Source organism: Paracoccus lutimaris (assembly GCF_003337565.1).
In the GTDB taxonomy this organism is placed as follows: Bacteria; Pseudomonadota; Alphaproteobacteria; order Rhodobacterales; family Rhodobacteraceae; genus Paracoccus; species Paracoccus lutimaris.
This window is the reverse complement of sequence record NZ_QPJL01000001.1, coordinates 97,801-111,798: the sequence shown is the minus strand read 5'-3', so window position 1 is coordinate 111,798 and position 13,998 is coordinate 97,801. Positions and strand designations below refer to the sequence as shown.

The 13,998-nt window shown below is 65.7% G+C and carries 13 protein-coding genes; 7 read left to right on the top strand and 6 right to left on the bottom strand.

Annotation, left to right across the window (positions count from 1 at the left end; all coding sequences use genetic code 11):
* Positions 1-122 precede the first annotated feature (122 nt).
* The gene (locus tag DFP89_RS00530) at positions 123-902 is read left to right on the top strand and encodes a PAS domain-containing protein (protein WP_114347787.1); all 780 of its coding nucleotides are present in this window, start codon (positions 123-125) and stop codon (positions 900-902) included.
* An 81-nt stretch (positions 903-983) separates the two neighbouring features.
* On the opposite strand, the gene DFP89_RS00525 is transcribed toward DFP89_RS00530, so the two are convergent.
* The gene (locus DFP89_RS00525) at positions 984-2,396 is read right to left on the bottom strand and encodes a class II 3-deoxy-7-phosphoheptulonate synthase (RefSeq protein WP_114347431.1); all 1,413 of its coding nucleotides are present in this window, start codon (positions 2,394-2,396) and stop codon (positions 984-986) included.
* Between the two features lie 119 nt (positions 2,397-2,515).
* On the opposite strand from DFP89_RS00525, the gene DFP89_RS00520 reads away from it, so the two are divergent.
* The 6 genes from DFP89_RS00520 (at position 2,516) to DFP89_RS00495 (ending at position 8,931) form a co-directional block, all read left to right on the top strand.
* Complete coding sequence (locus DFP89_RS00520; protein ID WP_114347430.1) at positions 2,516-3,532, top strand: GlxA family transcriptional regulator; 1,017 nt, start codon at positions 2,516-2,518, stop codon at positions 3,530-3,532.
* A gap of 143 nt (positions 3,533-3,675) precedes the next feature.
* Complete coding sequence (locus DFP89_RS00515; RefSeq protein WP_114347429.1) at positions 3,676-4,860, top strand: ABC transporter substrate-binding protein; 1,185 nt, start codon at positions 3,676-3,678, stop codon at positions 4,858-4,860.
* Positions 4,861-4,965: 105 nt separating this feature from the next.
* Positions 4,966-5,844: an ABC transporter ATP-binding protein gene (locus tag DFP89_RS00510; protein WP_114347786.1), complete on the top strand. Its 879-nt coding sequence runs from the start codon at positions 4,966-4,968 to the stop codon at positions 5,842-5,844.
* Positions 5,844-6,569: an ABC transporter ATP-binding protein gene (locus DFP89_RS00505; protein ID WP_114347428.1), complete on the top strand. Its 726-nt coding sequence runs from the start codon at positions 5,844-5,846 to the stop codon at positions 6,567-6,569. The genes DFP89_RS00510 and DFP89_RS00505 overlap by 1 nt, the downstream gene beginning before the upstream one ends.
* Position 6,570: 1 nt before the next feature.
* The gene (locus DFP89_RS00500; RefSeq protein ID WP_114347427.1) at positions 6,571-7,578 is read left to right on the top strand and encodes a branched-chain amino acid ABC transporter permease; all 1,008 of its coding nucleotides are present in this window, start codon (positions 6,571-6,573) and stop codon (positions 7,576-7,578) included.
* A gap of 12 nt (positions 7,579-7,590) precedes the next feature.
* Positions 7,591-8,931: a branched-chain amino acid ABC transporter permease gene (locus DFP89_RS00495; RefSeq protein ID WP_114347426.1), complete on the top strand. Its 1,341-nt coding sequence runs from the start codon at positions 7,591-7,593 to the stop codon at positions 8,929-8,931.
* Between the two features lie 85 nt (positions 8,932-9,016).
* Here DFP89_RS00495 and purN read toward each other — a convergent pair whose 3' ends face one another.
* The 5 genes from purN to DFP89_RS00470 form a co-directional block, all read right to left on the bottom strand.
* Positions 9,017-9,613 (bottom strand): phosphoribosylglycinamide formyltransferase, encoded by a 597-nt coding sequence (gene purN, locus DFP89_RS00490; RefSeq protein ID WP_114347425.1) that lies wholly within the window; start codon positions 9,611-9,613, stop codon positions 9,017-9,019.
* Positions 9,610-10,656 (bottom strand): phosphoribosylformylglycinamidine cyclo-ligase, encoded by a 1,047-nt coding sequence (gene purM / locus DFP89_RS00485; protein ID WP_114347424.1) that lies wholly within the window; start codon positions 10,654-10,656, stop codon positions 9,610-9,612. The genes purN and purM overlap by 4 nt, the downstream gene beginning before the upstream one ends.
* A 77-nt stretch (positions 10,657-10,733) precedes the next feature.
* Positions 10,734-12,545 (bottom strand): S8 family serine peptidase, encoded by a 1,812-nt coding sequence (locus tag DFP89_RS00480; RefSeq protein ID WP_114347423.1) that lies wholly within the window; start codon positions 12,543-12,545, stop codon positions 10,734-10,736.
* Positions 12,542-12,790, bottom strand: coding sequence for a hypothetical protein (locus DFP89_RS00475; RefSeq protein ID WP_114347422.1), 249 nt, complete (start codon positions 12,788-12,790; stop codon positions 12,542-12,544). Before DFP89_RS00475 ends, DFP89_RS00480 begins: the two co-directional genes overlap by 4 nt.
* The gene (locus DFP89_RS00470; protein WP_114347421.1) at positions 12,781-13,968 is read right to left on the bottom strand and encodes a phosphatase PAP2 family protein; all 1,188 of its coding nucleotides are present in this window, start codon (positions 13,966-13,968) and stop codon (positions 12,781-12,783) included. Before DFP89_RS00470 ends, DFP89_RS00475 begins: the two co-directional genes overlap by 10 nt.
* Positions 13,969-13,998: the final 30 nt, after the last annotated feature.

Below are 13,998 nucleotides of genomic sequence, written 5' to 3'. Positions count from 1 at the left end.
AGACCTGCCAAAAAGGTTATCTCTTTAACCATCGGTCAAGAATTTGCTCGGAACAGATGAACAGAAGGTCTAGATTGCAACCATGTTCAGGTACGAGTTTGACGTTTTCAAGCCGAGGGATGATGTCGCAGGACTTCGACAAGGATCAGGACGGCGATTCTGGCCGCATTCCTGTCCTGCACAAGCAGGGCAAGGGAAAGCTGCTGCGTCTCGCGGATTATGAGGCTGCGCGCCCCGACCGGATCCTGGGCGACCTGCGCGGCTATTGGGAAAGCCTGCGTCAGGGACGCGCCATTCCGGCCCGCGCCGATGTCGAGCCGCGTGGCATCCGCCGGGCGCTGGACTACGCCTTCATTCTCGAACGGATCGCCCCCGGGGCGGCGCGGTTTCGTCTGGCCGGCCGGCATCTGATCGACCTGATGGGAATGGAGGTGCGCGGCATGCCGGTCTGCTCCTTTCTGAACACCAGTTCGCGCGGGCGGCTGTCGGATGTGCTGGAAAGCGTCTTTCGCGGGCCTCAGATCGCCGAGATGCGGCTGGATTCGCCGGCCTCTTATGGCCGTCCCGGCCTTGTCGGCCATCTGCTGCTTTTGCCGCTGCGCTCGGATCTGGGCGATGTGACCCGCGCGCTTGGCTGTCTGGTCGCCGAGGGCGAGATCGGCCAGAACCCCCGCCGCTTCGATCTGGTCGAAGACCATGAGTTTCCGGTCATTCCCGGCGCCAAGGTGCTGGAGCCCTCAGCCTCGGCGGCAGGTTTCTCGGAACCGCCGCTGCCGTTCCGGGCCGGCCCCGCCACTGAAAAGCCCGCGCTTCCCGCGGATGCCAGCCCCGAGGAACGTCGCGCGCGCTTTCGCGTCATCAGCCAGAACGAAGAATCCAGCGGGCCGCGCCCGCGTCTTTGACGAGACGCCCCGCAGGGCATGAAAAACGGCGGCTGGACCCAAGGTCCGCCGCCGTTTTCGTTACGCTGGGCGCGATGCCCCTCAGCTGGCCATGGCCTGCTTGCCGCCGGCGCCGTTCACGCGGCGATTGCGCAGTTCCTCGGCCACCAAGAAGGCCAGTTCCAGCGACTGGCTGGCATTCAGGCGCGGGTCGCAGGCGGTGTGATAGCGATCCGACAGATCCTCGTCGGTGACCGCGCGCACGCCGCCGGTGCATTCGGTCACGTCCTGGCCGGTCATCTCGAAATGCACGCCGCCGGGGATGGTGCCCTCGGCACGGTGGACGGCGAAGAACTCGCGCACTTCGCGCAGCACACTGTCAAAGGGCCGGGTCTTGTAGCCCGAGGCCGACTTGATCGTGTTGCCATGCATCGGGTCGCAGGACCAGACAACATTCGCGCCCTCTTCCTGCACGGCCTTGATCAGGCGCGGCAGGTGATCGCCCACGGTGCCAGCACCAAAGCGCGCGATCAGCGTCAGCCGGCCCGCCTCATTGGCCGGGTTCAGCTTGGCCATCAGCACCTTCAGGTCATCGGCCGTGGTCGAGGGGCCGGTTTTCAGGCCGATCGGGTTCTGCACGCCGCGGGCAAACTCGACATGCGCGCCGTCCGGCTGCCGGGTGCGGTCGCCGATCCAGATCATGTGGCCCGAGCCCGCGACCGGCAGGCCGGTGGTCGAATCGATCCGGGCCAGCGCCTCTTCGTATTCAAGCAGCAATGCTTCGTGGCTGGTGTAGAAGTCCACCTGCCCCAGATCATGCGCGGTTTCCGAGGTCACCCCCGCCGCCGCCATGAAGGCCATGGCATCGCTGATGCGGTCGGCGATGTCGCGGTAACGCGCCGCCTCTTCGCCGCCGGTGAAATCGCTGATCCAGCTTTGCACGCGATGCATGTCGGCATAACCGCCGGTCGAGAAGGCGCGCAGCAGGTTCAGCGAGGCCGCAGCCTGCGTATAGGCCGCCAGCATCCGCTGCGGGTCGGGAATGCGCGCCTCGGGCGTGAAGTCGAAGCCGTTGATGATGTCGCCGCGATAGCTGGGCAGTTCCTGCGCGCCGATCTTCTCGGTCGGGGCCGAGCGGGGCTTGGCGAATTGCCCGGCCATGCGGCCGACCTTGACGACCGGCAGCTGCGCGCCCCAGGTCAGGACGACCGCCATCTGCAGCATCACCTTGAAGGTGTCGCGGATATTGTCGGCCGAGAATTCCGAGAAGCTTTCGGCGCAATCCCCGCCCTGCAGCAGGAAGGCGCGGCCGGCCGCGACATCGGCCAGATGGGCCCGCAGCCGGCGGGCCTCGCCGGCAAAGACCAGCGGCGGGAACTTGGCCAGCTGGCCCTCGACCGCCTGCAAGGCCGCCTGATCGGGATAGTCCGGCATCTGGACGCGCGGATAGGCGCGCCAGCCACGCTTTTCCCATGCCTGTGCCGGGGTCGCGGAACTGGGTTTCGTCTGTGCCATGATCCTATCCTTCATGTTTAACCGTGATCGCCATATAGTGCGTCGTGACGCGAAGGAAAAGCCTTGCGCGTGGCCCGATAGCCTGCTGATCTGCGCCGGTTCTCAGACGCGCGACCGACATGCCAGACCTTACGCCAGCTGTCCCCCCCGATCCGGCCGCTTTCCCGCGCCCGGTGCCCGACCGACCCCAGCGCTATCTTTTCCTGCTGCTGGACCGCTTTACGATGATTTCCTTCGCCGCCGCGATCGAGCCCTTGCGGCTGGCGAACCGCCTGTCGGGCCGGGCGCTTTACGACTGGCGCCTGCTGGGTGAAGGCGGCGCATCCGCCACCTGCTCGAACGGCGCGCGGCTGGCGCTGGACGGCGATCTGCTTGAAACCCAGCGCGGCGACACGATTCTGGTTTGCGGGGGCGTCGACGTGGCGCGCGCGACCAGCCGCCCGGTCCTGGGCTGGTTGCGGCGCGAGGCGCGGCGCGGGGCGCGCATGGGCGCGCTTTGCACCGGCGCCTGGGTCCTGGCCGAGGCCGGGTTGCTGGACGGGCGCCGGGCCACCATCCATTGGGAAAACCAGGACGGATTCGCCGAGGAATTCCCCGATGTGACCCTGATCCGGACCGTCTTTGTCGAGGATGGCAGCCGCCTGACCGCCGCTGGCGGCACTGCCGCCATCGACATGATGCTGCGCCAGATCGCCCGCGACCATGGCAATGAACTGGCCAGCCGCGTCGCCGATCAGATGATCCACACCTCGATCCGCTCCGAGGACGACCAGCAGCGCCTGTCGATTCCGATCCGCATCGGCGCACGCCATCCCCGGCTGGCCCAGGTCGTGGCCCGGATGGAGGCCAATATCGAGGACCCGGTCAGCCCCGCCCGCCTTGCCTCCGAGGCGGGGATGTCGCCGCGCCAGCTGGAGCGGCTGTTCGCGCGCTATCTGGGCCGCTCGCCCAAGCGCTACTACATGGAAATCCGGCTGGAGCGCGCCCGCAACCTGTTGATGCAGACGGAAATGAGCGTGATCGAGATCGCGCTGGCCTGCGGCTTTGCCTCGGCAGCGCATTTCTCGAAATGCTACCGCACGAGCTATGGCAGCACCCCCTATCGCCATCGCGGCGGCAACGGCGCGGCGGGCTGAGGGCGGCGGCATGGCAAGGGGTGGATGCCGCAGCGTCAGCTTGGCCATTTCGGCAGCGCCGCCCCCCGCCAACAGACTTTTCTTTTCGTCCGGGGGCTTATAGCCTCAGCCGCAGGACAATGTTCCACACAGGGAGTAACTCGATGAAAAAACTTCTTCTGGCCACCGCCGCAGGTGCCCTGATCGCCGGCGCCGCAGGTGCCGAGGAAATCAAGATGGGCATCTCGCTGGGCCTGACCGGTCCGCTGGAATCCATCGCGCCGCCGATCCAGAAGGGTGCCGAGACGGCGATGAAAGAGGTCTCGGACAGCGGCAAGCTGCTGGACGGCTCGACCATCGTGCCGGTCGTTGCCGACAACACCTGCATCGACGCCGCAGCCTCGGTCGCCGCGGTCGAGCGTCTGGTCACCGCCGAAGGCGTCAAGGGCATCATGGGCGGCATGTGCTCGGGTGAAACCATCGCCTCGCTGGAAAAGGTCGGGATCCCGAACGGCATCGTGATGATCTCGCCCTCGGCCACCTCGCCGGCGCTGTCGACGCTGGACGACAAGGGCTTCTTCTTCCGCACCTCGCCCTCGGACGCGCGTCAGGGCGAAGTCATGGCCGATATCGTGCTGGAGCGCGGCATCAAGTCGGTCGCCGTGACCTTCACCAACAACGACTATGGCAAGGGCCTCGCGGACAGCTTCGCCAATGCCTACAAGGCCAAGGGCGGCAACGTGACCGTGGTTTCGGCCCATGACGACGGCAAGGGCGACTACTCGGCCGAGGTCGCGGCGCTGGCCGCAGCCGGCGGCGACGCGCTGGTCGTGGTCGGCTACGCCGATCAGGGCGGCGCGGGCATCATCCAGGGCTCGCTGGACACTGGCGCCTTTGAAACCTTCGTGCTGCCCGACGGCATGGTGAACCAGGCGCTGGTCGACAAGTTCGGCGCGCAGCTGGAAACCTCGTTTGGTCAGAACCCCTCGGCCGAGGGCGACGGGCATGACAAGTTCGCCGAACTGGCCAAAGCCGCCGGCTTCGACGGCACCTCGGCCTTCTCGGGCGAGGCATATGACGCCGCTTCGCTGATCCTGCTGGCCATGCAGGCGGCGAAATCCAGCGACCCCAAGGTCTATAAGGACAAGGTCATGGAGATCGCCAACGCCCCGGGCGAGAAAATCTTGCCCGGCGAGCTGGCCAAGGGCCTCGAACTGCTGGCGGCGGGGACGGATATCGACTATGTCGGCGCGACCTCGGTCGAGCTGGTCGAGCCGGGCGAAAGCTCGGGCGTCTATCGCGAGGTGGACTTCAAGGGTGGCAAGCTGAACGTCGTCGGCTTCCGCTAAGGTCCAGAGAACCCGGAGAGGGTCCGGTTATCCGGACCCTTTCTGCAATATAAAACAGTCCCGTAATGGGTATTCTTCATGCAACGCGTGAAGGTGGGGAGCGACATGATCCAGGTCCATGACCTGCATAAGCATTTCGGGGGCTTTCGCGCCGTGGACGGCGCCAGCCTGACCATCGAAACCGGCTCGATCACCGGGCTGATCGGCCCGAACGGGGCCGGAAAATCCACGCTTTTCAACGTGATCGCCGGGGTTTTGAAACCCACCTCGGGGCGCGTCACCATGGCGGGCGAGGATATCACCGGGCTTGCGCCGCATGAGCTGTTCCACAAGGGACTTTTGCGCACCTTCCAGCTTGCGCATGAGTTTTCCTCGATGACGGTGCGCGAGAACCTGATGATGGTGCCCGCCGCCCAGACCGGCGAGACGCTGGTCAATACCTGGCTGCACCGTGGCCGCATCCGCGAAGAGGAACGCGCGCTTCGCAAGAAAGCCGACGAAGTGCTTGAGTTTCTGACCATTTCCCATGTCGCCGACGAAAAGGCCGGGAACCTCTCGGGCGGGCAGAAAAAGCTGCTGGAGCTGGGCCGTACGATGATGGTCGACGCCCGGATCGTGTTTCTGGACGAGGTCGGCGCCGGCGTGAACCGCACGCTTCTGGGCACGATCGGCGATGCCATCACCCGGCTGAACAAGGAACGCGGCTATACCTTCTGCGTGATCGAGCATGACATGGATTTCATCGGCCGCCTGTGCGATCCGGTGATCGTCATGGCCGCCGGCAATGTGCTGGCCCAGGGCAGCGCCGACAGCATCATGAAGAACGAGGCCGTGATCGAGGCCTATCTGGGCACCGGCCTGAAAAACAAGGTCGCCGCCGAGATCGCCGAGGAATCCGCCTTTCACGAAAGCCATGGCGCCCAGCCCGGTCTTGGCGCCGAGGCCGGTCAGGGTGGCGACGGCAAGCCTGCGGGGGATCTGTGATGGCCCAGACATCGACCGAACGGCCATTCCTGTCCGCCACCGACATGCGCGGCGGCTATGGCAAGGCCGATATCCTGAACGGCTGCACGCTGACCGTTGAAAAGGGCCAGATCGCGGTGATCGTCGGCCCGAACGGCGCCGGCAAGTCCACCGCCATGAAGGCCGTCTTCGGCATGCTGAACCTGCGCGAGGGCGCCGTTCTGCTGGACGGACAGGACATCACCGCCCTGACCCCGCAGGAGCGTGTTCACAAGGGCATGGGCTTTGTTCCCCAGACCCACAACATCTTCCCGACCATGACGGTCGAGGAGAACCTTGAAATGGGTGCCTTCATCCGCACCGACGATTGCCGCGCCACCATGGAGCAGGTCTATCACCTGTTCCCCGCCGTCGCCGACAAGCGCCGCCAGAACGCGGGCGAGCTGTCGGGCGGCCAGCGCCAGCAGGTCGCCGTCGGACGCGCGCTGATGACCCGGCCCAGCCTGTTGATGCTGGACGAGCCGACCGCCGGCGTCAGCCCCATCGTCATGGATGAGCTGTTTGACCGCATCATCGAGGTGGCCCGCACCGGAATCTCGATCCTGATGGTCGAACAGAATGCCCGTCAGGCGCTTGAGATCGCCGATATCGGCTATGTGCTCGTGCAGGGCGCCAACGCTTACACCGACACCGGCCCGGCCCTGCTTGCCGATCCCGAGGTCCGCCGCACCTTCCTGGGGGGCTGAGATGGATATTCTGAACGCCATCGTGTTGTTGCTGAACTTTGTCGTGGTCCCCGCCGCCGCTTATGGCGCGCAGCTCGCGCTTGGCGCGCTGGGGGTGACGCTGATCTATGGCATCCTGCGATTCTCGAACTTTGCCCATGGCGACACCATGGCCTTTGGCACCGCGATGGTCATTCTGGTGACCTGGGGGCTGCAGGCCATGGGCATCAGCCTTGGACCGCTGCCGACCGCGCTTCTGGCGCTGCCCTTCGGCATCGCGCTGACCTCGATCTTCGTGCTGGGCACGGACCGGGTGGTCTATCGCTTCTACCGCAAGAAACGCTCCGAGCCGATCATTCTGGTCATGGCCTCGGTGGGCGTCATGTTCGTCATGAACGGGCTGACCCGGATGCTGCCCGGGATCGGCGTCAACGAGGTGCGCTTTGACGACGGTGCGCGCTTCCTGTTCTCGGTGCAGGAGTTCAAGGCCTGGACCGGGCTGACCGAGGGGCTTTCGCTGCGCGTCAGCCAGGCGCTGACGCTGATCGTGACGGCGCTGTGCTGCTGGGCGCTGTTCCGGTTCCTGAACCGCTCGCGCGAGGGCAAGGCGATGCGCGCCTATTCCGACAACGAGGATCTGGCGCTTTTGTCCGGGATCGACCCCGAGCGCGTCGTGCGCCTGACCTGGATCATCGCGACCGCGCTGGCGGTGACGGCGGGCACGCTTTACGGTCTGGATAAAAGCTTCAAGGCGTTCAACTATTTCCAGATCCTGCTGCCGATCTTTGCCGCCGCCATCGTCGGCGGGCTTGGCAATCCGTTGGGTGCGGTCGCCGGCGGCTTCATCGTCGCCTTTTCCGAGGTCGCGATCACCTATCCCTGGAAAAAGGTCGCAAACTATCTGGGCTTCGAGCCGGATGGGCTGCTGCAGCTGCTGTCCACCGAATATAAATTTGCGGTCAGCTTCGTCATCCTGATCGTGGTCCTGCTGTTCCGGCCGACCGGCCTGTTCCGCGGCAAATCCGTCTGAGGGGGCTGAACCATGTCGAATACCCGTCAAGCCGACGCGACGAGCCCCTGGCGCGCCCCGATCATGTTCCTGATCCTCGCGGCGCTGTTCTTTGCCGAAGGAACCTTTCGCAACGCCATGTTCTCGGGCAGCTGGAACACGGCGCTGAGCATCCTGAACATGGGGCTGATCTCGGCCGTCATGGCCCTGGGCGTGAACATGCAATGGGGCTATGCGGGCCTCTTCAACGCTGGCGTCGTGGGCTTTCTGGCCCTGGGTGGACTGGCCCCAGTGCTGATCTCGAGCGCGCCGGTCGAGGGGGCCTGGGCGGCCGGGATTCCCCGGGTGGCGCTGGCGCTGGTCGTCGGTCTGGGCACGCTGGCGCTGTCTGCGCAGGTCTGGCGCCGGCTTTCCGGCATCGTCAGGGTTCCGGCGCTGATCGGCACTCTGGTGCTGGGCTTCGTGCTTTACCGCTATCTGTTCGATCCCGCCGTCATCGCCATCGAGGCCAATAACGCGGCCTCGGCCGGCAATATCGGCGGTCTGGGCTGGCCGGTGCTGCTGTCCTGGCCGGTGGGGGCGCTTTTCGCCGCCGCCGCCGCCTGGGGTATCGGCAAGGTCGCACTGGGGTTGCGCTCGGACTATCTGGCGATCGCGACGCTGGGGATCGGCGAAATCATCGTCGCGGTCATGCGCAACGAGGAATGGCTGTCGCGCGGCGTCAAGAACGTCTCGGGCCTGCCGCGGCCGGTTCCCTATGAACTGGACCTGCAGGGCGATACCGGCTTTGTCGCCAAGGCCGCCGAATGGGGGATGGATCCGGCCACCGCCTCGGCGATCTGGGTCAAGCTGCTTTACGCGGGGCTGTTCAGCTTTGTGCTGCTGCTCTTGATCCTGCTGGCGGAGCTGGCGTTGAAATCGCCCTGGGGCCGGATGATGCGCGCGATCCGCGACAATGAGACCGCCGCCGAGGCCATGGGCAAGAACGTGACCCGCCGCCATCTGCAGATCTTCATCATCGGCAGCGCCGTGATCGGTCTGGGCGGGGCGATGATGGCGACGCTGGACGGGCTGCTCTCCCCGAACAGCTTCAACCCGCTGCGCTATACCTTCCTGATCTGGGTGATGGTGATCGTCGGCGGCTCGGGCAATAACTGGGGGGCGGCGCTGGGGGCGATCCTGATCTGGTTCCTGTGGATCAAGGCCGAGGTCTGGGGCCCGGAATTCATGCGCCTGATCACCGCGCCCCTGCCCGAGGGGGGATTGCGCGAGCATCTTCTGGGCAGCGCACCGCATATGCGCTTTATCGCGCTGGGGGTGGTCTTGCTGCTGGTCTTGCGCTTTGCGCCGCGCGGGCTGGTGCCGGAGAAATAGGTTTCGGGACAGGTTCGTGGGGCTCTGCCCCACACCCCGGGATATTTTGGCATGAAAGAAGAAGGGGCCGCGTTGGCCCCTTTTTTCATGCAGCGGTGAGGGTGATCGGCGTCAGGTCGCCTTGGGCGAAACGGCGCAGGACCTGCGGGTAAAGGCGATGTTCCTGCGTCAGGACCCGGGCGGCAAGGGTTTCGGCACTGTCGCCCGGCAGCACCGGAACGCGGGCCTGTCCGAGGATCGGGCCGGCATCGAGTTCGGGGGTGACGAGATGGACCGAGGCGCCAGCCTCGGCATCGCCCGCGTCGAGCGCGCGCTGATGGGTGTGCAGGCCGGGATATTTCGGCAGGAGCGAGGGGTGGATATTGAGCATCCGGCCTTCAAACCTTTGCACGAAATCCGGGGTCAGGATGCGCATGAAGCCGGCAAGGCAGAGGATGTCGGGCTCAGCCGCAAGCAGTGGTTCCAGCAATGCAGCCTCGAAGGCCGGGCGGTCGCCCTTGTAGGCGCGATGATCGACAGCGAAGGTCGGCACGCCCATGGCGGCGGCTTTTGCAAGGCCGCCCGCCTGCGGATCGTTCGAGCCGACGATGACCGCCCGCGCCGGGTGGTCGCCGGTCATCGATTCGACCAGCTTGACCATGTTCGAGCCGCCGCCCGAAATCAGGATGGCGACGCGTTTCACCGCAGCCGGCCGGAATAGCGCACGCCCTCGCCCGGGGTCACATGGCCAAGCCGGATGACGGTTTCGCCCTGCGCCTTCAGCAGCGCCTCGAGATCGGTGGCGCGATCGGCCGCGACCGAAAGGATCATGCCGATGCCCGAGTTGAAGGTTTTCAGCATCTCTGGTTCCGAGATGCCGCCGGCCTCGGCCAGCCAGTCGAAAACCGCAGGCAGGCTGTAGCTGTCGAGGTCGATCTGGGCGCCAAGCCCCTTGGGCAGCACGCGCGGCAGGTTCTCGGTGATGCCGCCGCCGGTGATATGGGCCGCGGCATGAACGCCGCCCGCACGGATCGCAGCCAGCACCGGCTGGACATAGAGCCGGGTCGGGACCAGCAGCGCCTGCCCCAGCGTGCCGGTGCCGAAGGGCGCGGGCGAATGCCAATCGAGGCCCGCATGTTCGGCGACCTTGCGCACCAGCGAGAAACCGTTCGAATGCACCCCGTCCGAGGCGAGGCCCAGAAGCACATCGCCATCGCTGACGCCGGCCGGCAGGGCCGCGCCCCGCTCCATCGCGCCGACGGCAAAGCCGGCAAGATCGAAATCGCCCTTGGCATACATGCCGGGCATTTCCGCCGTCTCGCCGCCGATCAGGGCGCAGCCGGAACGGCGGCAGCCCTCGGCGATGCCGTTGATGACGCGCGTGGCCTCATCGACCGAGAGTTTCCCGGTGGCGAAATAGTCGAGAAAGAACAGCGGCTCCGCCCCTTGGCAGACGAGGTCGTTCACGCACATGGCGACCAGATCGATGCCCAGCCCGTCCAGCTCGCCGGTGTCGATGCCGATGCGCAGCTTGGTGCCGACGCCATCGGTCGCGGCGACCAGCACCGGATCCTGATAGCCGGCCGCGCGCGGATCGAACAGCGCGCCGAAGCCGCCCAGACCATCCATCACGCCGGGGCGTTTGGTCGCGGCGGCGGCGGGCTTGATGCGCTCGACCAGCGCATTGCCCGCGTCGATATCCACTCCGGCCTTGGCGTAGGACAGGCCGCTATTGCGCTCGGTCATCTGAAGGGTCCCCTTTGCTTTGGGACCCGATAGCGCAGGCGCGGCGGACAGGCAATCATCCGCAGCGCCCGCGCAGGTTATTCGCCGATGTCCCAGGGCATTTTCGGGTCCACGCGCGGCGGGTCGGGCCAGCCGAAACGCGCGGCGCGGGCCAGGGCGATGACCTCGTCACGGGTTTTGGGTCGCTCAGCCTCTGCCAAGGACGCCATCGTTTCCGCCAGCCAGCGCGTCAGCCGGGGCGTGGCAATGCTGGTGCCGCTGACCAGCGACATCGCTGCGGGCGTCATGCCCGAAGCCAGCACGCCCCGCCGCGCCATGCCGCGATCGCCGGTCGCGACCAGATCGCCCGCCGCGCCGTCTTTCAAAAGCGAGCTATAGGGCGCGATGCGCGTCGGATTTTCGCTGAACGGTCCCAGGGCCGCGCCGCACCGGATCTGCTCACTGCCCCAGGCATAGGCGTTCAGGGTGCCATCACGCCGGATCATCGCCTTGGGCGGGACCGGATCGGGGCCGGGCCATTGCCCGTTCGGAAGCCAGATCTGATAGCCGGGATCGACCAGATAGGACTGCCGCCCCGAAGGCGGAAATCCCGGCACGCGGTCGTCGCGCTGGATCACCACGTCGCAACTGCCGGCCGGGGCGGAAAGCAGTTGCAGCATCCATTTTCCGGCGACGGCGGTGGTCACATCGGGCAGCCAGACGACGCTGGGCGGCATGATGATGGTCAGCACCTGCCGCATCACCGAATCTTCCTCCTCGCCCCAGCCCTGCAGGTAGAGACGCGCCACCTCATAGCCCAGATCGTCGCGGATATAGGCGATCTGGCCCTTGCCCGCCTCGGGCGGAGCGAAGTTGCTGGTCACCGAGCGGCCATCCGGCGCGGTCAGCATGATCCTGATGGCATCCTGTTTGGGGGCGTGCGGCGCGCTCCAGATTTCAAGCGAACTGAGGGTGCGGTCGTCGGGCAGCAACTGCCAGCCGATCTCGTCCATGACCTCGGCTGGCTTGTCCGGCGGAGTCGCGGGCGCAGGCTCTGCCTTTGCTCGAGGGGTCAGCACGGCATTCAGCATCTCTTGCCGGCTGTTGCCGGCTGACAGCACGAAATGCACCGGCCCCAGCCCGGTCGGAGGATTGCGCGACAGCTTGTCCTGCAAACGCTCGATCAGCGACGAGCCGTCACGCGGCCCGGCCGTGATCCCCAGCGAGATATTGATGACCAGCGGCCGCCTGTTCGGCTGCCCCGCCCCGTGCGAGAGCAGCCAGGAAAGGCTTCGCGCCTGAGCGATGATATAGGTGACGCCGGCCTGGATCAGCAGCGGCGTCGCCGCCCCCGAGGTGTCGGCCAGCGCCCAATCGGGCAGGCTGACCCCGATCAGCGGATGCGCCAGCCCGCGCGCGTCTTCGGGCGCATAGCCAGCCGCGGTTCCGGCCACGGCAGCGCCATGGCTGTATTGGCGCATGAACCAGCGTCCGGTGGCATTGGCCGGTGCGATCAGCCCCAGCCAGCGATAGAGTTCCTCGGGGCTACGCCTGACCGGGCCGCCATCCAGCCCGCGCAGATAGTCGATCTGCTGGCCGGTCAGATGCTGGCCGAAGGGGATATGCGGCGCGGGGCTGACCGTGGGCGCACCCTGCAGCCAGATCCCGGCGACGCGGCTATGCCCCGATGCGCAAGTGAGCAGGTGATGCGCAAAGGGAATGGTATGATCGATCACGGCGACGATGCAGGTCGCCTTGGGATTTGGCGGGAACGCCTGCGGTGATAGCGGGCCGTCCTTGGGTCCGAGATCGCGCGCCAGCACGACATCTCTCGGCGCCAGATCGCCGAGATGATCGATATAGTCGCCGACCAGATCGCCAAAGGCATCGATGGTGTTCTGAACAATCATGGCCGGAACGCCAGATCGATGAGTTTCTCGAACGCCCTGCGCCGGCTTTCCGCAAGCCCCTTGGGATGCTCGCTGCCCGGCACCGGATAGCCCTTCGGCGGATGCATCAGGTAATCGACGACTGCGGGTGTATGCGGCCCAAGACGGGCATTCGTCTTGGGCCCGGCTGGGTCCCAGACGAGGCCCTGCTTGCCGTGGTCCTTGTCGTCATCGTCGTTTTCGGGGGGTGTGGGGATCAGCTCCATCTGTTGCTCCATTCGTCAGCGGCCATCTCCCAGACGCCGGAGATCAGCACAGAATCCGGGCCGGTGACGGGTTGGTTGATCGTCAGGCAGGGATCGAGACCTTTCAGCACCTCGCAAAGCAGCGCCAGATAAAAGTCGCGGGTGCCGCCCGGCGCCCCGTCGCCCCATTTCTCGGCATGAAAGTCCATGCTGCGGCAATCGGGGCTGGTCGCGCCCGCCCTGACCGCGATCCAGCGCGCCAGCGTGATCCCAAGAAGCGCGCCGGAAGCGCTGTCCGAGGGGAAATGCACCCCGGCGACGGTCCGGTTCACCGCGATCCGCGCCGCCATCCGAAACAGCTGGCTGTCGGGTGAGACCTCGGCAGGCTTGGTATTGTCCTCGCGGGTCAGGATTGTCAGCAGCATCGCCACCGCAAAGGCCTGCGTGGCATGGCCGCTGGGATAGCTGGCATGCAAGGGGGTGGGCAGCATGGGCTGGACCTGCGTGCTCAGCACATCGGGGCGCGGGGCGTCGAAGGCCAGCTTGATGCGCTGCACGATGGCCGTGGACAGGTTCATGGCCAGATCGATCAGGTAATTCACCATCCGCGCGCGCTGCGCGGGAATCGGCAGGATCGACTTGAAGAACGAAACGATATCGGTGGTCTGAACGGTAATCTCGGGCAGCCGTTCAGAGCGCAGCGTGGCATAGCCCAGGATCAGCTTCAGTTCCCTGGCGAAATCTTCGTCAGTCGGCTGGGTAAGCCTGAGCAACAAGGAGCAGTTCTCTGCGCTATCGTCCTTGCCCGGGGCATCGCCGGCCTGCGCCTCGGCGAGTTCCTTTTCAGAGCTTGTCTTTTCTTTGCAGAACGGGATGCGAGCCATCAGCTTGACATCGGGCAAAGGCGTTTCTTTGGGCGCAGGCACCACGATCAGGCTGTCCAGCATTTCCGACAGCAGGATCGACTGGGCGAAATCATACTCGATCCGCCGCAGCCGCTGGGCCGGGCTGAGATCCTTACGGTCAGGCTTGTCCGTCTTGGGCGGCGTGGCATCGATGATCCCTTCGCGGGCGATGTTGATCGCCTGCGACATCAGCGCCTGATCGACTTCGATGGCGGCGCTATGCGCGTTATGCGCATTGTGTGCGTTATGCGCATTATGCGCATTATGTGCATTATGTGCGTTATTCAGGGCCACGTTCTGCTAGCCTCCCTCTTCATTGTTTCG